The sequence below is a fragment of the Mycobacterium sp. KBS0706 genome (assembly GCF_005938675.2).
GTDB lineage: Bacteria > Pseudomonadota > Alphaproteobacteria > DSM-16000 > Inquilinaceae > Inquilinus.
The window spans coordinates 31887-49513 of sequence record NZ_VCCH02000002.1; the positions used below are offsets into that span (position 1 = coordinate 31887).

Annotated in this window: 16 protein-coding genes; 4 read left to right on the forward strand and 12 right to left on the reverse strand. The window is 70.2% G+C overall.

What is annotated here, in order from left to right; all coding sequences use genetic code 11:
- Positions 1-117: 117 nt before the first annotated feature.
- Positions 118-801: a GntR family transcriptional regulator gene (locus FFK22_RS01215; RefSeq protein WP_138886518.1), complete on the forward strand. Its 684-nt coding sequence runs from the start codon at positions 118-120 to the stop codon at positions 799-801.
- 51 nt (positions 802-852) lie between these two features.
- The gene (locus tag FFK22_RS01220) at positions 853-2205 is read left to right on the forward strand and encodes an SLC13 family permease (protein ID WP_138886517.1); all 1353 of its coding nucleotides are present in this window, start codon (positions 853-855) and stop codon (positions 2203-2205) included.
- Positions 2206-2226: 21 nt separating this feature from the next.
- Here the strand turns inward: FFK22_RS01220 and FFK22_RS01225 are convergent, their stop codons facing one another.
- From FFK22_RS01225 to FFK22_RS01280, 12 genes are all read right to left on the reverse strand, one after another.
- Positions 2227-3195 carry an ABC transporter ATP-binding protein gene (locus tag FFK22_RS01225; protein WP_138886516.1) on the reverse strand — a complete coding sequence of 323 codons (969 nt, stop codon included), beginning with the start codon at positions 3193-3195 and terminating at the stop codon, positions 2227-2229.
- Positions 3192-4352: an ABC transporter ATP-binding protein gene (locus FFK22_RS01230; RefSeq protein ID WP_138886515.1), complete on the reverse strand. Its 1161-nt coding sequence runs from the start codon at positions 4350-4352 to the stop codon at positions 3192-3194. The genes FFK22_RS01225 and FFK22_RS01230 overlap by 4 nt, the downstream gene beginning before the upstream one ends.
- Entirely contained in the window at positions 4342-5892 is a 1551-nt protein-coding gene (locus tag FFK22_RS01235; protein WP_138886514.1) for a gamma-glutamyltransferase, read from the reverse strand. Before FFK22_RS01235 ends, FFK22_RS01230 begins: the two co-directional genes overlap by 11 nt.
- A complete protein-coding gene (locus FFK22_RS01240) occupies positions 5889-6779 on the reverse strand; it encodes a polysaccharide deacetylase family protein (protein WP_138886513.1) in 891 nt (296 codons plus the stop codon). The genes FFK22_RS01235 and FFK22_RS01240 overlap by 4 nt, the downstream gene beginning before the upstream one ends.
- 10 nt (positions 6780-6789) lie before the next feature.
- Positions 6790-7575, reverse strand: coding sequence for an SDR family NAD(P)-dependent oxidoreductase (locus FFK22_RS01245; protein WP_138886512.1), 786 nt, complete (start codon positions 7573-7575; stop codon positions 6790-6792).
- Between the two features lie 8 nt (positions 7576-7583).
- Positions 7584-8447, reverse strand: a complete 864-nt coding sequence (locus tag FFK22_RS01250) for an ABC transporter permease (protein ID WP_138886511.1) — start codon at positions 8445-8447, stop codon at positions 7584-7586.
- Positions 8444-9370: an ABC transporter permease gene (locus FFK22_RS01255; protein WP_138886510.1), complete on the reverse strand. Its 927-nt coding sequence runs from the start codon at positions 9368-9370 to the stop codon at positions 8444-8446. The genes FFK22_RS01250 and FFK22_RS01255 overlap by 4 nt, the downstream gene beginning before the upstream one ends.
- Before the next feature lie 19 nt (positions 9371-9389).
- Positions 9390-10883 (reverse strand): ABC transporter substrate-binding protein, encoded by a 1494-nt coding sequence (locus FFK22_RS01260; protein ID WP_138886509.1) that lies wholly within the window; start codon positions 10881-10883, stop codon positions 9390-9392.
- A gap of 2 nt (positions 10884-10885) precedes the next feature.
- Positions 10886-12397: an ABC transporter substrate-binding protein gene (locus FFK22_RS01265; RefSeq protein WP_138886508.1), complete on the reverse strand. Its 1512-nt coding sequence runs from the start codon at positions 12395-12397 to the stop codon at positions 10886-10888.
- A complete protein-coding gene (locus tag FFK22_RS01270; protein ID WP_138886507.1) occupies positions 12394-13173 on the reverse strand; it encodes a GntR family transcriptional regulator in 780 nt (259 codons plus the stop codon). The genes FFK22_RS01265 and FFK22_RS01270 overlap by 4 nt, the downstream gene beginning before the upstream one ends.
- 82 nt (positions 13174-13255) lie before the next feature.
- The gene (locus tag FFK22_RS01275; RefSeq protein WP_138886506.1) at positions 13256-14251 is read right to left on the reverse strand and encodes a Gfo/Idh/MocA family protein; all 996 of its coding nucleotides are present in this window, start codon (positions 14249-14251) and stop codon (positions 13256-13258) included.
- Complete coding sequence (locus FFK22_RS01280) at positions 14248-15219, reverse strand: Gfo/Idh/MocA family protein (RefSeq protein ID WP_138886505.1); 972 nt, start codon at positions 15217-15219, stop codon at positions 14248-14250. Before FFK22_RS01280 ends, FFK22_RS01275 begins: the two co-directional genes overlap by 4 nt.
- A gap of 85 nt (positions 15220-15304) precedes the next feature.
- Between FFK22_RS01280 and FFK22_RS01285 the strand changes: the two genes are divergently transcribed.
- Entirely contained in the window at positions 15305-16021 is a 717-nt protein-coding gene (locus FFK22_RS01285; protein WP_186002245.1) for a FadR/GntR family transcriptional regulator, read from the forward strand.
- Between the two features lie 26 nt (positions 16022-16047).
- Positions 16048-17616, forward strand: a complete 1569-nt coding sequence (locus FFK22_RS01290; RefSeq protein WP_221938307.1) for an ABC transporter substrate-binding protein — start codon at positions 16048-16050, stop codon at positions 17614-17616.
- Positions 17617-17627 lie beyond the last annotated feature (11 nt).

The window sequence follows — 17627 nt, forward strand, 5'->3', positions numbered from 1 at the left end:
TGGCGTATACACGTATCGATTCTATCGTCGAATATGAATACAGAGATTGCATCTGGCAAGATCTTGGAATACGTTCGTGCCATTAAAACCAATCAATGTGCACGGGAGGCTCGCTCCATGGCCCCTCTGGATACGCCCGTCGATGACCGCGGCTCGCTGTCGGAGCGGATCCGACTGGCGCTGACCGACGAGATTTCAACCGGCCGCATGCCCCCCGGGACGGTGCTGGACGAGGCACAGCTGGCCGAGATCTATGGCGCATCGCGCACGCCGGTGCGGGACGCGGTACGCCAGCTGGCCGCCGCCGGGCTGGTCGAGATCCGGCCGCGCCGCGGCATCGTCGTGCTGCCGATGACGATCGAGACCCTGTCCGAGATGTTCGAGGTCACGGCCGAGATCGAGGCGATGTGCGCGCGGATGGCGACCAACCGGATGACGGCGCTGGAGCGCGGCCGGCTGGTCGAGCTGCACGAGGAGTCCGAGGCGCTGCTGCAATCCGGCGACATCCCCGGCTACGACGCCTTCAACCTGGCCTTCCACGAAGGCATCTACCGGGCCACCCACAATGCCTTCCTGGTCGAGCATGCGCTGCAGCTGCGCGCCCGGTTGCTGCCGTTCCGCCGGACCCAGCTGCGCTATCCCAACCGCCTGGTCCATTCGCGCGAGGAGCATGGCCGGATCCTGCGGGCGATGACCCGCGGCGACCCGGACGAGGCCGCCTTTGCCATGCGCGAGCACATGCTGAATGCCGGCAGCGCCCTGGCGCGCTTCCTGACATTGGAGCCGGACCGGCCGGGCTGACGTCGCCGGGACGATACCGCCGCAAAACGACAAAGACAGGAGGGGAAACGCGTGTCTGCGCAGATCGCATCCATCATCGGGCTGGTGGTGATGTTCGTCATCGCCACCGCCCTGCCGATCAACATGGGCGCCCTCGGCTTCGCCATGGCCTTCCTGGTCGGCGGCGCCTTCGCCGGCATGTCGGCGACGCAGATCCTGGCCGGCTTCCCGGGCGACCTGTTCGTCACCCTGGTCGGCATCACCTATCTCTTCGCCATCGCCCAGAACAACGGCACGGTCGACTGGCTGGTGCATTACGCCGTGCGCCTGGTCGGCGGCCGCATCTCGGTGATCCCCTGGGTGATGTTTGCGGTCTCCGCCGTGCTGACCGCCATCGGCGCGGTCAGCCCCGGTGCCGTGGCGATCATCGCGCCGATCGCGCTGCGCTTCGCCGCCCGCTACAAGATCCATCCGATGCTGATGGGGCTGATGGTGGTGCACGGCGCCCAGGGCGGTGGCTTCTCCCCGATCAGCATCTATGGCGGCATCACCAACCAGGTGGTGAAGAACGCCGGGCTGCCGGGCGACGAGATCGTGCTGTTCCTGTCCAGCCTGGCCTTCAACGCCGCCGTGGCGCTGGTGATCTTCTTCCTGTTCGGCGGCCACCGGCTGCCGGTGCGCCGCCCGGCCGAGGATTTCGAGGGCCTGGTCGACGCCGTGCCGGCCGGCGCCTCGGTCCCGGTCCGCGGCCATGGCGGCACGCCGGCACGTCCGGCCAACCCGCGGCCGGGGGCCGTGCATCGCGAGGGCGAGGACCATCACGTCGCGCTCGACCGCGAGCAGGCGCTGACCCTGGCCGGGCTGGTGGTGCTGGCCGTCGCTTCGCTGGCCTTCAGCCTGAATGTCGGGCTGGTGGCGATGAGCGTCGCCGTGGTCCTGGCGCTGCTGTGCCCGCGCGGGCAGAAGGGCGCGGTCGACAAGATCAGCTGGTCGACCGTGCTGCTGATCGGCGGCGTCATCACCTATATCGGCGTGCTGCAGAAGACCGGCGCGGTCGACTATGTCGGCGGCGGCGTCTCGACCATGGCGGCGCCGCTCCTGGGCGCGCTGCTGCTGTGCTACGTCGCCGGGGTGGTCTCGGCCTTCGCCTCGTCGGTCGCGGTGCTGGGCGCCACCATCCCGCTGGCCGTGCCGCTCTTGATGCAGGGCCATCTCGGCGTGCCCGGCATGGTGGCGGCGATCGCGATCTCGACCACCATCGTCGATGTCAGCCCGTTCTCGACCAATGGCGCGCTGGTGGTGGCCAACGCCCATGGCGTCGACCGCGACGCCTTCTTCCGGCAGATGCTGATCTACAGCGCCATCGTCGTGGTGGTCGGCCCGCTGCTGGCCTGGCTGGCGCTGGTGGTGCCGGGCATGCTGTAGGTCCGGGGCACCACGCCGCCGTCACCCCGTCCGGACCAGGCAGGCGGCCTCGGTGCCGCCATCGGCCGGGCGGAGGGCGGGGCGGATGGCGGCGCAATCCGCGACCCGGATCGGGCAGCGGCTGACGAAGGGGCAGCCGGCGGGCGCCGCCAGCGGGCTGGGCAGGTCGCCGGACAGGATGATCTTGCGGCGCTGCCGCTGGGCTCGCGGGTCGGGCAGCGGGATCGCCGACAGCAGCGCCTCGGTATAGGGGTGGCGCGGCGCCGCGAAGACGGCGTCGGTGTCGCCCTGCTCGACGATGGTGCCGAGATACATCACCGCCACCCGGTCGGCGATGTGGCGAACCACCGACAGGTCGTGGCTGATGAAGAGATAGGCCAGGCCCAAACGGTCCTGCAGCCGCACCAGCAGGTTCAGGATCTGCGAGCGGATCGAGACGTCGAGCGCCGAGACCGGCTCGTCGCAGACCAGCAGCTTCGGCGACAGCGCCAAGGCGCGGGCGATCACCACCCGCTGGCGCTGCCCGCCCGACAGCTCGTTGGGATAGCGCTGGGCGTAGCCGGCCGGCAGGCCGACCAGGTCCAGCAGCTCCGCCACGCGCCGCCGCCGCTCGGCGCCCGGCGTGCCGCGGATCGCCAGCGGCTCGGCAATGCTGGCGTCGATCCGCATCTTCGGATCCAGCGCGGCGCTCGGGTCCTGGAACACGATCTGCATGGCGCCGGCCAAGGCGCGGCGCTCGGCCGGGGCGGCATGGGTGACGTCGCGGCCCTCGAAGGCGACGGTGCCGCGCGTCGCCGGCTCCAGCCCCAGGATGGCGTAGCCGGTGGTCGACTTGCCGCAGCCGCTTTCGCCGACCAGCGCCAGGGTGCGGCCGGCCTCGAGCTCCAGCGAAATGCCGTCGACCGCCTTGACCACGGCGCCCTTGGCGGCGCCGCGGACCGGGAAATGCACCGCCAGGTCGCGGACCGAGAGGAGTGGGGCTCCGGTCATGCCAGCTCCCCGACGCGATCGCTGTGCCAGCACGCGGCCAGATGGTCCATTGCCGGATTGGCTCGCGATGGAGAGGCCTGCTCCCCCTCACCCTCCCGTCGCTGCGCGCCGGGCCCCTCCCTCTCCCCGAGGGAGAGGGTTTCTTCACCTCTCCCCCGGGGAGAGGTCGAAATCGCGTCGGCGATTTCGGGTGAGGGGGTGGCACCAGCCTGTCCATGGAGGCCAGCGCCCTTCGCCGGTTCCAGCGGGGGCGTCTCGGCGCAGCGCTCATCGGCCAGCGGGCAGCGGGTGCGGAAGCGGCAGCCCTGCGGCCAGCTGGCCGCGTCCGGCACCGCGCCGGCGATGGTCTTCAGCTCCTGCCGGCGCGGGCCGTCGAGGCGCGGCACGGTCGCCAGCAGCAGCCTGGTGTAGGGGTGGGCCGGGGCATCGAAGATGGCGTCGACCGGCCCGGTCTCGACCACCGTGCCGCCATACATCACCGCCACCCGGTCGGCCATGTCGGCGACCACGCCCATATCGTGGGTGATCAGCAGGATGGCGCTGCCGGCCTCGGCCCGCAGGGTCTTCAGCAGGTCCAGGATCTGGGCCTGGATGGTGACGTCCAGCGCCGTGGTCGGCTCGTCGGCGATCAGGATCTCCGGCCGGCAGATCAGGGCCGAGGCGATCATCACCCGCTGGCACATGCCGCCCGACAGCTCGAACGGGAACTGCCCGGCCCGCCGCTCCGGATCGGCGATGCCGACCCGCGCCAGCATGGCGACGGCCTCGGTGCGGGCGGCGGCGGCCGAGGCGCCGCGATGCAGCCGCAGGCTCTCCGCCACCTGGTCGCCGACCCGGACCAGTGGGTTCAGCGACGCCACCGGCTCCTGGAAGATCACCGACACCCGGTTGCCGCGCAGGTCGCGCAGCGCGGCCTCGTCGAGGGCCAGGAGGTCGGTGCCGTCCATGGCGACGGTGCCGCCGGCGATGCGCGCGGCGGCGGGCAGCAGGCGCAGCACCGACAGGGCGGTCAGGCTCTTGCCGCAACCGCTTTCGCCGACCAGGGCCAGCACTTCGCCGCGGCCGATCGACAGCGACACGCCATCGACCACGGACCGGCCGCCGATGGCGACGCGCAGCCCGTCGATGGCGAGAAGGGGCAGGGCTTCAGCCGGCATCTGGCCCTCCGACAGCGACGCCGGACCAGGGGCTGGTCGGGTGCGCCATGCCGACCGTCTCGCCTGTCGCCGGATCGCACGCGGCGGCGGAGGCGATGGCGAAGTTCACCGGATACAGCGTGTCCTCGACGATCTGGACCGGGAAGTCGCGCGCCACCGTGGCGGCGACATCCGGCGCCGCGGCCGCATTCACCTTGATGGTCGGGGTGCTGGCATCGACCCGCGGCGTGTGGAACGCCGCCTCCAGCGTCATGCCGTAATCGACGACATAGGAGATCAGCTGCAGCAGTGCCGGGAAGATCGACCGGCCGCCGGCGGCCCCGATCGCCAGCTCCGGCCGGCCGTCGCGGCCCAGGATCAGCGGGCACATATTGGCCAGCGGCTGGGCGCCCCTGGCCATGGAGTTCGGCTGGCCCGGCCGCGGGTCGAACCACATCATGCCGTTGTTCATCAGGATGCCGGCCCGGGGCAGCACCACCTTCGACCCGAAGCGGGACAAAAGGGTGTTGGTCAGCGACACCATGTTGCCCTGCGCGTCGACCACGCTGACATGGCTGGTGCAGCCGGGGTCGCGGGAGAGGCCGGCATGGCCCATGCCGGTCAGCCGACGGCGATAGGCCTCGCGCGCCGCCCGCGCATAGGCCAGCGCCGCGCGTGCATCCGGCCGCTCGCCCCAGGCTGCGCGCGGGGCCAGCAGCTCCAGCGCTTCCAGCAGGCTGGGGCCGCCGCTCAGCCCAGGCATGGCCCAGACCTGACAATCGCGATAGCGGCCTCGCAGCGGCTCGGCCCAGCGCGGCCGATAGGCGGCGAGGTCGGCGGCGGTGATGCAGGATCCGGCCGCGGCCAGGTCGGCCGCCAGGTGGCGTGCGGTCTCGCCCTCATAGAAGTCGCGGGCGCCGTCGCGGGCCAGGCGCCGCAGCATCCGGGCCTTGGCCGGCATCGGGCGGTGCTTGCCCTCGGCCGCCTTGGGCGCCTCGCCGTCCTCCAGCAACAGCGCGGCGGTCGGCGCGAAGCGGGCCAGGGCCGCGGCTTCGATCGAGAGGCAGAAGGCGGCGTACCAGTCGATCTCCAGCCCCCGCTCGGCATGGTCGATGGCGGGGTCCAGCGCCTCGGCCCAGCCGATGCTGCCGAAGCGCTCCAGCGCCGCGGCCAGGCCGGCGATCGCGCCAGGGACGCAGATCGAGGGGCCGCCGATCAGGTTGCGGTCCTCCACCACCGACGGCCACTGGAACCAGTTGCCGGTGTCGGCCCCGGCCAGCGGATAGTCGGCCGGGTCCAGCGCCGCGGGGGCCCGGACGTTGAAGTCCAGCGCCGAGACCGCGCCGGTGGCGCCATCGGCATGCAGCAGGAAGCCGCCGCCGCCGATGCCGGAGAGCCAGGGCTCGACCACGCTCAGCACCAGCGCCGCCACCACCGCCGCATCCATGGCGTTGCCGCCGCGGGCCAGCACCGCCGCGCCGGCCTCGGCCGCATAGCGATGCTGGGCCGCGACCAGGCCGTGGCGGCTGCGGATCTCGGTCTTGCGGCTATCCACGGTCATGCCGTGCGCCCGAAGCGGCGCGGCTCGACCGGGCCGGGGATGGCGGAGGCGGCGACGAAGCGCCCGGCATTGGCCGAGCCGGCGTGATACGCCGCGACCTCTCCGACCGTGGCGATCCAGACGCCGGGTGCGGCGGTGACCCGCTCCAACAGGCGCTCCAGCAGGCGCAGCCGCTGGGCGCGGCCGGAGATCCAGTCATGGACCGTCAGCATGAACAGGCCGTTCAGGCGGCGCAGCCCTTCCCACTCGTCCAGCCAGCCCTCCAGGATCGGCCCCGGCGCCTCGGGCGGCCACTGGTCGGTGCCGCCGCCGGAGAATTTGAAGAAAACGGCGTCGTCGATCGCCCATTGCACCGGCACCTCGACCACGCCGTCGATCTCATAGGGGTGGTCGGCGCCCGCCAGCGAGCTGTCCCAGAAGCCGTGCCGGCGGATCTCCGCCAGCATATGGGGCGTCATCTCCCAGGCCGGGGAGCGGAAGCCCCTCGGCACCGCGCCGGTCTGGCGCCGGAACACCTCGATCGCCGCTTCCAGCGCGCCGGTGAACTCGGCGTCGCTGCTCTGCGCCACGATCTCGTGGAAGTAGCCATGCAGGCCGATCTCGTGGCCGCGCTCCAGGAAGGCCGGCAACAGCTCGGGGTTGGCCTCGGCCACCGCGCCGGGCACGAAGAAGCTGCCCTTGATGCCGAAGCGGTCAGCCAGGTCCAGCAGCCGCCAGATCCCCAGGCGCGGGCCGAAGCGGCGCTGCTCCAGCTGACCCAGCGACCGCGTCGCCTCCGGCGCCCGCTGCTGCCAGAGATAGGGCGAATCCGCGTCGACATCGACGGTGAAGCAGAAGGCGCTGTCGCGGCCTTGCGGCCATTGGTAGCGCGGCCAGGGCTGGACCATCGGTGCCTCCTTACAGCGGCGACTTCTTGGCCTGGTAGACGGCCATCGACCCGATCGAGTTGCCGCCGTCGACGGTCATGGTCGATCCGGTCATGTAGGCGGCGGCGTCGCTGGCCAGGAACAGCACGGCGTTGCCGACATCGGCGGCGGAGGAGGGGCGGCCGAGCGGGATCGACCCGCTGGTGGCCTCGACATGCTCCTCGGTCAGCAGGCTGACCTTGCTGCCGGCGATGAAGCCGGGCTCGACCGCGTTGACCCGGATGCCGAACTCTGCCAGCTCCAGCGCGAAGCCCTTGGTCAGCCGGTCCAGCGCGGTCTTGGAGACGCAGTAGGGCACCACCGTACGCCGCATCTTGCGCGACGCGCCGGAGGAGATGTTGATGATGCTGCCCGGCACCTTGGCGGCGATCATCTGCTTCGCCAGGGCCCGGGTCAGCAGGAAGGGCGCGCGCAGGTTGACGTCGAAGATCCGGTCCCATTCCTCGACATCGATGTCGAGCAGGAAGCCGCTGGGATAGACCCCGGCATTGTTGACCAGGATGTCCGCGGTGCCCCAGCGGACGGCGATCTCCGCGGCCAGACCGTCGATCTCGGCCTCCTGGCGCAGATCAGCCGCATAGGCGAAGCGGTCGCCCTTGAGGTTCATGGCCAGGCGGTCGAGGTCGGGCTCCGAGGTGTCGGTCAGGCACAGCCTGGCGCCGGCCTCGGCGAAGGCGGCGGCGATCCAGCTGCCGACCACGCCGCAGGCGCCGGTCACCACCACGCGCTTGCCGTTCAGATCCTGTGGGATATTCATGGGGTTCCTCATCGGCTGTGGGGGTCGAGACGGTCGCGCAGCGCATCGCCGATCAGGTTGGCGGCGAGCACCAGCAGGAACAGGCAGAGGCCGGGGAAGGTCGCGATCCACCAGGCGGTGGCGACGTAGTTGCGCCCGGTCGACAGCATCGCGCCCCAGCTGGCGGTCGGCGGCTGCACGCCGAGGCCGAGGAAGGACAGCCCGGCCTCGAACAGCACCATCAGCCCGAACTCCAGCGTCGCGACCACGGTCACGGCGCCCAGGATGTTCGGCAGGATGTGGCGGAACAGCACGCGCAGCGGCCCGGCGCCCATGAAGGCGGACAGCCGGACATAGGGCCGGCCGGCGATCGACAGCGTCTGGCCGTAGGCGACGCGGGCGTAGCGCGGCCAGCGCGTCAGGGCCAGCACCAGGATGACGTTCAGCAGGCCGGGGCCGACCACCGCGACGGTGATGATCGCCAGCAGGATGGCCGGCACCGACAGGAACACGTCGACCACCCGCATCACCACCATCTCGACCGGGCCGCGCAGATAGCCGGCGAGCATGCCGAGCACGGTGCCGACGACGCCGGAGATCAGCACCGACAGCACCGCAACCAAAAGCGAGATCCGGGCACCCCAGACCAGGCGGCTCAGCAGGTCGCGGCCGAGCTCGTCGCTGCCCAGCAGGTAGTGCACGTTGCGGGCGACTGTGCCGGGCGGCTTCAGCCGGCCCAGCAGGTTCTGGGCGTTCGGGTCATAGGGGGCGACCAGCGGCGCCAGCACGGCCGCCAGGGCGAACAATGCCAGCAGGATGATGAACGGCGCGGCACGTCGCAGCGGGTTGCGCTTGGCGGCCGGGGCTGGAGACGTGTCGACGGCGGCGCTCATCGTGCGTTCCCCAGCCGGATGCGCGGGTCCACGACGGTGTAGAGGAGATCGGTCAGCAGGTTCAGCGCGACGGTGACGAAGGACCCCAGCAGCACCACCCCCTGCACGATCGGGAAGTCGCGCGCCAGGATGGACTGCACCGTCAGCTGCCCCAGCCCGGGCCAGGCGAACACCGTCTCGACGATCACCGCGCCGGCCAGCAGGTTCGAGATTTCGAGCCCGGCAACCGTGATCACCGGGATCGAGGCGTTGCGGGCCAGGTGGCGCAGCAGCAGGCGGCCGGTGGCGGCGCCGCGGGCGCGGGCGCTGCGGACATAGTCCTTCGACAGCTCCTCCAGGAGGGCCGTCCGCGTCACCCGGGCGAAGGTCGCCATGCTGAGCAGGCCCAGCGCCACCGACGGCATCACCAGATGGTCGATCCCGCCGGTGGAGGAGGGCGGCAGCCAGCCCAGCGTCACGGCGAAGACCAGGATCATCAGGATGCCGCTCCAGAAGGTCGGCATGCTCTGCGCCGCCAGCACCAGCCCGGCCAGGATCCGGGCCACCCAGCGGTCGCGCCACAGCGCCAGCGCCACCCCGACCGGATTGCCGATGCCGCAGGCGACCAGCAGCGCCCCGGCCGCGAGCGCCAGCGTGTAGGGCAGGCGCGAGGCGATGATGTCGGCGACCGGCACGTTCTGAACGACGGATTTGCCGAGATCGAAGCGGGCGATGTCGCCCAGGAAGGACAGGTACTGCACCCAGAGCGGCCGGTCGAAGCCCAGCGCATGGCGCAGCGCCTCGATATCCGCCTGGGTCGCGGTGTCCGGCACCAGCAGATAGGTCGGGTCGCCGGTCAGGCGCTGCAGGAAGAAGATCAGCGTGGCGACGCCGAAGATCGTCAGCAACGCCTGGCCCAGGCGGCGGAGCAGGAAGGCGGTCATTCCGGGCGCCAATCCTCCGTCATTCCGCCCATGACATGCGGTTCAGGAACAGGCTCTCATTCGGCGTCGGCGTCCATTGCAGCGGCTTGGCGGCACCGTAGATCGCCACCGTCTGGAACAGCGGCACCACCGGGATCTCCTTGGCGATGAAGGTGCTGACCTTGCGGTAGTCGGTCAGCCGCTTGTCCGTGTCCAGCGTCGCCCGGGCGTCGTCCAGCCAGCCGTCGACCTCCTTGTTCTCGACGATCGTCCAGGGATTGCCGGAATGGAACAGCTGGTACAGTGCCCCATCCGCATCCTGGCAGGCGCAGGAGGACCGGCTGACCGCCAGGGCGGGGCCGCCCTGCGCGCCCTGCTGGATCAGCTTCAGGAAGGTCGGGGTGTCGACCAGCTTGATGCTGGCGTCGAAGCCGACATCGGCCAGCTCCTGCTGGATCGCCTGGACCACGCGCTGGTCGAAGAAGGCGCCGGTGGCGATCTCGACCTTCGGCGATCCGCCAGCCTCGGCGACCAGGGCCTTGGCCTTGTCCGGGTCGTAGGGCAGTCCGGGGATGTCGTCGAACCAGCCGAAATGCGCCGGCGTCAGCATCTGGCCGATCGGCTTGTCCAGGCCGCCGAGGATGCCCTCGGTGATGCCCTCCTTGTCGACGGCGTAGGCCACGGCCTGGCGCAGCCGAAGATCGTCGAAGGGCGGCCTGGTTGGGTTCAGGCGCAGATAAGCCAAACGCTCGGTCAGCGTATAGAGCCGCTTGCCCTTGCCCGAGGCCTCGAGCTGGCCGGCCAGGTCGGAATCGAGCGACACCGCCAGGTCGGCGCTGCCGGCCTGGATGTCGGCCAGCCGGGTGGCGGCGTCCGGGACGGCGCGGAACACCGCGGTCGCGAACGGCCCCTTCGTCCCCCAATAGGCGTCGTTGCGGGTCAGAGTGGCGGCAACGCCGCGCTGCCAGCTTTCGAACCTGTACGGCCCGCTGCCGACCGGCTTCAGGTTGAAGGCGTCGTTGCCCACCGCCTCGACCACATGCTTCGGCACGATCGACAGCTTCACCAGCTGCGCCAGCAAAGCGGGGTAGGGGCCGGCGAGGGTCAGCACGACGTTGTGCGGCCCGGTCGCCTCGGCCTTCACGATCTTGTCGAATTGGCCCTGCTGCGGGCTGGCCAGCTTCGGGTCGATGATCCGGCTGACGCTGAAGGCGACATCCTCCGGCGTCAGCGTGCTGCCGTCATGGAAGGTGACGCCGTCACGGATCTCGAACTCCACCTGGGTGTCGGACAGCACCTTCCAGGCCGTCGCAACCTGCGGGACGATCTCGCCCTTGTCGTCGCGGGTGACCAGGTTGTCGAAGATGTTGCGGTAGACGTAGTAGCTGTCCGGGTTCCACTGCAGCTGCGGGTCCAGCGTCGACGGCTCGTTGACCAGGTCGACCACGAAGCGGTCCTTGGCCTCGGCGAGCGCCGGCACCGCCACCAGTGCCAGCGCGACGCCGAGCAGGCGGGCCTTGAATCTGCTCGCCATCGTCAGTCCGCCCAGGACATGCGGTTCAGGAACAGGCTTTCATTCGGCGTCGGCTGCCAGTTCAGCCCCTTGGCCGCGCCGTAGATGATCGCCGCCTGGTACAGCGGCAGCGCCGGCACCTCGGTGGCGACGATCTCGTTGACCTTGGCGTAGCGGTCGAGGCGGGTGGCCTGGTCCAGGGTCGAGCGCGCCTCGACCAGCAGCTTGTCGACCTCGGCATTGCGGTAGTTCGACCAGCCGCTGCTGCTGTGCAGCAGGGGGAACAGCACGCCGTCGGCATCCTGGCAGGCGCAGGACCAGCGGCCGAAGGTGATGCTCGCGCCTTCCTGCGGCTTGCCCTGCGACCGCTTCAGGTAGCTGGCCATGTCGGTCATCGTGATCTTCACGTTGATGCCGACCTCCGTCAGCTGCTGCTGCACTGCCTGGACGATGCGCTGATCGTAGACCGGGGCGGTGGACAGCTCGGCCTCCACCTTCGCCGCGTCGCCGGCCTCGGCCACCAGCGCCTTGGCCTTCTCCGGATCGTAGGGGAAGCCCTCGATGCCCTCGGTCCAGCCGACATGGGCGGGGGTCAGCAGCTCCGCCACCGGCTTGTCGTAGCCGCCCAGGATGCCCTCGGTCAGCCCCTGCTTGTCGATGGCATAGGCCACGGCCTGGCGCAGCTTCGGGTTGTCGAAGGGCGGGTTCATCGGGTTCAGCCGCAGATAGGCGACGCGCTCGGTCAGCACCACCAGCGGCTTGACCTTGTCCGAGCCCTGGATCTGCGCGGCCAGGTCGCTGTCGAGGGTGACGACGAGATCGGCGGTGCCGGCCTGCAGGTCGGCCACGCGGGTCGCGGCGTCCGGCACGGCGCGGAACACCGCGGTCTGGAACGGCCCCTTCGTCCCCCAATAGGCGTCGTTGCGGGTCAGGGTGACGGCGACGCCGCGCTGCCAGCCCTCGAATTTGTACGGGCCGCTGCCGACCGGCTTCTGGTTGAAGGCGTCGTTGCCCACGGCCTCGACCACATGCTTCGGCACGACCGACAGCTTCACCAGCTGGGCAAGGAGGGCGGGGTAGGGGCCGTCGGTCTTCACCCGGACCGTGGCCGGGCCGGTCGCCTCGGCGCCGGTGATCTTGTTGAACTGGCCCAGCTGCGGACTGGCGAATTTCGGGTCGGTGATGCGGCGGATGCTGTAGGCGACATCCTCGGCCGTCAGCTTCTGCCCGTCATGGAAGGTGATGTCGTCGCGGATCTGGAACTCGATCTCGGTGTCCGAGAGGTATTTCCAGGATGTCGCGACCTGCGGGACGATCTCGCCCTTGTCGTCGCGGGTGACCAGGTTGTCGAAGACGTTGCGGTAGACGTAGTAACTGTCCGGGTTCCATTGCAGCTGCGGGTCCAGCGAGGACGGCTCGTTCACCAGGTCGACGGTGAGCCGGTCCTTGGCCATGGCGGGCGCCGCCGCCAGCATCATGGCCCCGAGCGCCACACCCAGGCCCGCGCCGAGCCATCCGGTTTTGGTGCGCGTCATGTGATGTCCCCCTGTTGTGACGGCCGGTCCGGTCGCGCCGCGCGCGCCGTCGGCCTGGTTTGTCGTTGACGCCTGACGCTTCCCGCCACGTCGAGGGACGAGGGCAGGGAGAACAGCGCGTCGGTGGCGAAGTCCTGGAAGGAAGCGATCGCGGCCGCGATCTCGCGCCGCGCCGTCGCCGCATCGCCCGCGGCGAGCGCCGCCACCAGCGGCTCGCGCCCGACCGGCCGGTGGTGCAGTCCGGCGAGGTCGAAGAAGGCGGCGATCCGGTCCGCCTGGTTCCAGGCCTGGTCCAGCCAGCTTCCGACCAGCCCGCCGGCCTGAGCGGCCAGCTGGTCCAGGATCTGGCGGTCGGTGGCGCGCAAGGTGACCAGGGCCTGGCGATCCTCGCGCCCCTGCAGCGCAGCCCCCATGCGGGTCATCGCGGTCAGCCGGGCCGCGACATCCGGCGGCAGCCGGAGGTCGGCCAGGCCGGGCTCGATCGCCTTCCTGGCGCGGATAACATCGCCGATCAGCGCGCCGGTGACCGGCGCCACCCGCCAGCCGCGGCGCGGCTCGACCGCGACCAGCCCTTCGGCGGCCAGGGTGACGAGCGCGGTGCGGACGGCGGCGCGGCCCAGCCCGAAGCGCTTGGCGAGCTCAGGCTCCGAGCACTCGGCATCCGGCGGCAGCTCGCATTCGATCAGGGCACGGCGCAGCCGCTTCAGCGCGAAGGCCGCCTTCGGCTCGGCGCCGGGTGCCCGGATCTGGGCGAAAGGCGAGGACGGATCGTACATGCCCGGCAGCGTGGCATTGTACGTGACATCTCACAAGATGAATCTGAGATTTTACACAGCTATCCTGAATTAGGAATTCGTGTCAGGGGGCGGCTGACAGCGCGACTTCGCGGCGGGACCGTTCGGACTGCCGGGCCGCCTCGATGCAAGCGATGAGATGCCGGGCATAGGCGCCATCCGCCGGATTTGGTCCGGTGCCATCGATCAGGGCCAGCATCGCCTGCCATTCGCGCTCGACCGCGCGCTGCGCCCAGTCCGGCTCGATCGAATTCGGCACCGGGGTCCAGGCGCCGCCCCGGCCGATCGCGACGCCCTGGTCGAAATCGAGGCGCAGCGCCCCGGCGTCGCAGACCAGGTCCATGGCGAAGCCGACGCCGCCGTCACGATAGCCGACGCTCGCCACCTGACCGATCCGGCCGTCGGCAAAGCGCAGCAGCATCAGCGCTGTGTCGTCGGCCTCCTGGTCGTGGAAATGGGTGCCGGCCATGGCCGAGACCGACGCCACCGGGCCGTCCATCAGCCAGACCAGCCGGTCGAGCGCGTGGATCCCGGCGGTCAGCAGCATGCCGCCGCCGGTCTTGGGCGACAGGTGCCAGGGCTGGCGGTTCCCCTCCATCCACAGCTTGATCAGCCAGCTGCTGCCGAGGACCGGACGGCCGATATCGCCGGATGCGATGATCTCCCGCGCGGCGAGGCAGGGCAGGGCGAAATGCAGGACGTGGCCGACCATCAGATGGATTCCGGCCTTGGCCACCGCGGCGTTGATCGCGTCGCATTCGGCGACGGTCGGCGCCATCGGCTTCTCCAGCAGGATGTGCTTGCCCGCCTGGGCCGCGGCGATCGCCATCTCGGCATGGAGATGGTGCGGCGTGGCGATCAGCACCGTGTCGACCGACGGATCGTCCAGCAGCGCCTGCCAGTGGCTATGGGCGTTGCCGCCATGCTCCCGCGCGAAGGCCCGGGCCGCGTCGATGTCCTGGCGGCAGGCCGCCGCGACCCGCGCGCCCGGCACGGCGGCGATGGCCCGCGCATGGATCGCACCGAAAAAGCCCGCGCCGATGATGCCGATGCCGATCATGCTGCAGCCTCCTGGTAAGCCCGGTCGATCAGGCGCATGGCCTGCAGATAGTCCGTGATCCCGACCGATGGCGCCGCGCCGCGTGCCAGGCGGTCCAGCGTGTCGGCCATGAAGGCCTTGTACCGGTCCGCCGGCAGGATCGGCGCCAGGTCGCGCACCTGCCCGTCGTCCAGCGTGGCGACGCGGCAGGCGTCGCCGCGGTCGACAAGATAGGCGTCGCGGGCCGAGACGCGCCATTCGAAGTCGCCGCCCGGTGCCATCGAGGCGTAGGTGTAGCCGGCCTCGACCGTCGCGATCATGCCGTCCGAGGCCCGCAGGGTGACGATCGCATACTCTTCGACCGCCTCGGCGTAGAGGCGCCGGTCGATCGAGGCCGAGATGACAGCGAGGTCGGCGCCCCCGGCCAGGGCGAGGGCGGCGTCGATGCCGTGGATGCCGAGATTGCGCAGCGCCCCGCCGCCGCCGATCGCCGGATCCAGTACCCAGGGCACCCCGTCCAGCCGGTAGCGCTCCGGCGGGCCGTTCACGATCCGGAACTGGGCGTGCGACACCGGGCCGAGGCGGCCGGCGGCGTTCAGCGCCTCGATCTCGACCCAGATCGGGCCGCAGCGGTTGGGCAGGGGGACGGCGACGAACAGGCCGCGGGCCGCCTCGGCCAGCGGCTCGAGGGCGGCGGTCGACACCGCGGCCGGCTTCTCCAGCATGATCGGCAGGCCGGCCTCGATGCAGGCCAGGGCCAGGTCGGGCACCTGGTCCGGCCGGCCCATGACCACGGTCAGGTCGGGCTTCGTCGCGATCAGCGCCGCGACCGTGGGCTGGTGGGCAACCCCGTGCTTCGCGGCGAATCCGGCTGCAGCCGCGGGGTCCCGATCCCAGGCGGCGACCACCTCGGCGCCTGCCGCCCGGGACGCCTCCAGATGCATGCCCGCATGCCAATGCCCCACGCCCGCCAAGGCCACTCGGGCCATTCCATCCTCCCTCTTTGCTTATGGCCTTGACAGATATCCTACAAGTCGGCAACCATCAAGCCATGCTGATCCGGGGATGCTGCCGATGAAGGAGATCAAGCCGCTCGCCCGGCCGCCGCTGCTCCATGTCTCGGTGCAGGAGAGCCTGAAGAGCTACATCGACGACAACGCCCTCGCCCCCGGCGCGCCGCTGCCGCCGGAGAACGACCTGGCGCAGCAGCTCGGGGTCAGCCGCAACTCCGTGCGCGAAGCGATCAAGGCGCTGGAATCGCTCGGCATCCTGGAGACGCGGCGTGGCATCGGCGTGTTCGTGAAGGCCTTCTCCTTCGAGCCGCTGCTGGCCAACCTGGCCTATGGCCTGGGCGGCGCGCTGCGCGAGGTGGAGGAGGTGCTGGAGATCCGCCGCGTGCTCGAGGTCGGGCTGATCGGCAAGACCATCGAGCTGATCGGCGAGGCGGACCTGGCGGAGCTGAAGGACACGGTCGAGCGCATGCGCCGCCGGGCCGAGCGGAACGAGAGCTTCGCCGAGGAGGACCAGCAGTTCCACCACCTGCTGTTCCGCTGCCAGAACAACCGCATGCTGACCAGCCTGATCGATGTGTTCTGGATGGCCTTCTACAAGGCGTCCGACTTCGTGAACCTGGCCAATGTCGACCCGATGGCGACTTGGCGGGACCACCAGGAGATCTACCAGGCGATCGCGGCGCGCGACGGGGCCGCGGCCCGCAGCCGGCTCGACCAGCACTATGACGGGATCGCCCGTCTCCTCGCGACCCGGAAGGGCGCGAAAGCAGAAAACTGACAGGGAGGAACATGATGAGATTCGGGATGCTGGCATCCGCGCTGGCGCTCGCCGCCGCCATGGCTTGGGCGCCGGGCGCCCCCGCTCTGGCGCAGGAGCCGTCGACGATCACCGGCGGGTTCGATGTCGGGCCGGGCGGCTTTCAGGGCAACTTCAACCCGCTCGCTGCCACCGGCGGCTTCACCTGGCTCAGCCTGTATTTCGAGCCGCTGGTGATCAATGACGACAAGCTGGAGAGCATCGTCGGCGACCTGGCGTCGAGCTACGAGGTCAGCGCCGACAAGCTGCAATACACCTTCAAGCTGGCCGATGCGAAATGGCATGACGGCCAGCCCTTCACCTCGGCCGATGTGAAGTTCACCATCGACACCGCGAAGAACGGCGCCACCGGCACGGTCTTCGCCGCCCGGCTCGGCGCCATCGCCTCGGTCGAGACGCCGGACGCGAAGACCGCGGTGCTGAAGCTGTCGGCGCCGAATGCCGGCCTGCTGGCGACGCTGACCCAGCTGATGATGCTGCCGCAGCACGCGCTGAAGGACATCCCGTCGGACACGCTGGCCAAGCATGAATGGTGGTCGAAGTCGCCGATCGGCACCGGCCCGTACAAGTTCTCGCGCTACGTCACCGACCAGTATGTCGAGCTGGCCGCCAATGCCGACTACCGCGGCGGCAAGCCGGTGACCGACCGGATCATCAACCGCTACTTCGCCAACACTGCGGCGGCGGTGGCGGCGCTGCGCTCCGGCGAGATCGCCTTCAGCTATGTCGAGGCCGACGACGTCGCGACCTTCCAGGGCAATGACGGTTTCAAGGTGATCGAGGGCAACTCCTTCGTCGTCAACTACCTGGGCTTCAACCAGGAGGTGCCGCTGTGGAAGGACGTCCGCGTCCGCCAGGCGGTGATGCACGCCATCAACCGCGACGCGATCGTGCAGAGCCTCTACAAGGGCGCCGCCGAGATCGCCAATTGCGGCTATGTCGCCGACCATCTGCTGCCGTCCGGCCTCGACGCATACGCCTATGATCCGGAGAAGGCGAAGCAGCTGCTGGCCGAGGCCGGCTGGGATAAGATCAACGGCGACAAGCCGATCCCGCTGCTGACCTACTACAACACGCCGCTGGCCTCGAACGTGCTGGCCGCGGTGCAGGCGATGCTGGGCCAGGTCGGCATCAACGTGGTGCCGCGGGCGGTCGACACGCCGACCTACAACGCCACCATCTATGCCCAGAGCCCGGACTGGTCGCAGTTCCCGCTGGTCTATGCCGGGCTGCAGAACGGGCCGGACCCCAGCGCCATCAACATCGGCCTGAACGAGAAGCAGATCCCGCCGGCCGGCGCCAACTTCCTGCGCATCCGCATGCCGGAGGTCACCGGCGCCTTCGACGCCGCGCTGAACGAGACCGACGACAGCAAGCGGGCCGAGCGCTATCAGGCCGTGTGCAAGGCGATGAACGCCAACCTGCCCTGGGCCACCATGTGGGTGGCCAAGCGCTACGGCGTCGCCTCAGCCAAGCTGAAGGATTTCGTCTGGATCCCGGCTCCGGCCGGCGGCCCCTTCGCCGCCCATCCGGAGAAGTGGGCGCTCGGGAACTGACATCCATCCAT

Excerpts from the sequence above, each read along its gene's own strand:
- FFK22_RS01290 (WP_221938307.1), top strand. The coding sequence starts at position 16,048 with ATGCTGGCATCCGCGCTGGCGCTCGCCGCCGCCATGGCTTGGGCGCCG.
- FFK22_RS01240 (WP_138886513.1), bottom strand. The coding sequence starts at position 6,779 with ATGGTCCAGCCCTGGCCGCGCTACCAATGGCCGCAAGGCCGCGACAGC.
- FFK22_RS01255 (WP_138886510.1), bottom strand. The coding sequence starts at position 9,370 with ATGACCGCCTTCCTGCTCCGCCGCCTGGGCCAGGCGTTGCTGACGATC.
- FFK22_RS01235 (WP_138886514.1), bottom strand. The coding sequence starts at position 5,892 with ATGACCGTGGATAGCCGCAAGACCGAGATCCGCAGCCGCCACGGCCTG.
- FFK22_RS01215 (WP_138886518.1), top strand. The coding sequence starts at position 118 with ATGGCCCCTCTGGATACGCCCGTCGATGACCGCGGCTCGCTGTCGGAG.
- FFK22_RS01265 (WP_138886508.1), bottom strand. The coding sequence starts at position 12,397 with ATGACGCGCACCAAAACCGGATGGCTCGGCGCGGGCCTGGGTGTGGCG.
- FFK22_RS01280 (WP_138886505.1), bottom strand. The coding sequence starts at position 15,219 with ATGGCCCGAGTGGCCTTGGCGGGCGTGGGGCATTGGCATGCGGGCATG.
- FFK22_RS01275 (WP_138886506.1), bottom strand. The coding sequence starts at position 14,251 with ATGATCGGCATCGGCATCATCGGCGCGGGCTTTTTCGGTGCGATCCAT.
- FFK22_RS01230 (WP_138886515.1), bottom strand. The coding sequence starts at position 4,352 with ATGCCGGCTGAAGCCCTGCCCCTTCTCGCCATCGACGGGCTGCGCGTC.
- FFK22_RS01270 (WP_138886507.1), bottom strand. The coding sequence starts at position 13,173 with ATGTACGATCCGTCCTCGCCTTTCGCCCAGATCCGGGCACCCGGCGCC.
- FFK22_RS01285 (WP_186002245.1), top strand. The coding sequence starts at position 15,305 with ATGAAGGAGATCAAGCCGCTCGCCCGGCCGCCGCTGCTCCATGTCTCG.
- FFK22_RS01225 (WP_138886516.1), bottom strand. The coding sequence starts at position 3,195 with ATGACCGGAGCCCCACTCCTCTCGGTCCGCGACCTGGCGGTGCATTTC.
- FFK22_RS01260 (WP_138886509.1), bottom strand. The coding sequence starts at position 10,883 with ATGGCGAGCAGATTCAAGGCCCGCCTGCTCGGCGTCGCGCTGGCACTG.
- FFK22_RS01250 (WP_138886511.1), bottom strand. The coding sequence starts at position 8,447 with ATGAGCGCCGCCGTCGACACGTCTCCAGCCCCGGCCGCCAAGCGCAAC.
- FFK22_RS01245 (WP_138886512.1), bottom strand. The coding sequence starts at position 7,575 with ATGAATATCCCACAGGATCTGAACGGCAAGCGCGTGGTGGTGACCGGC.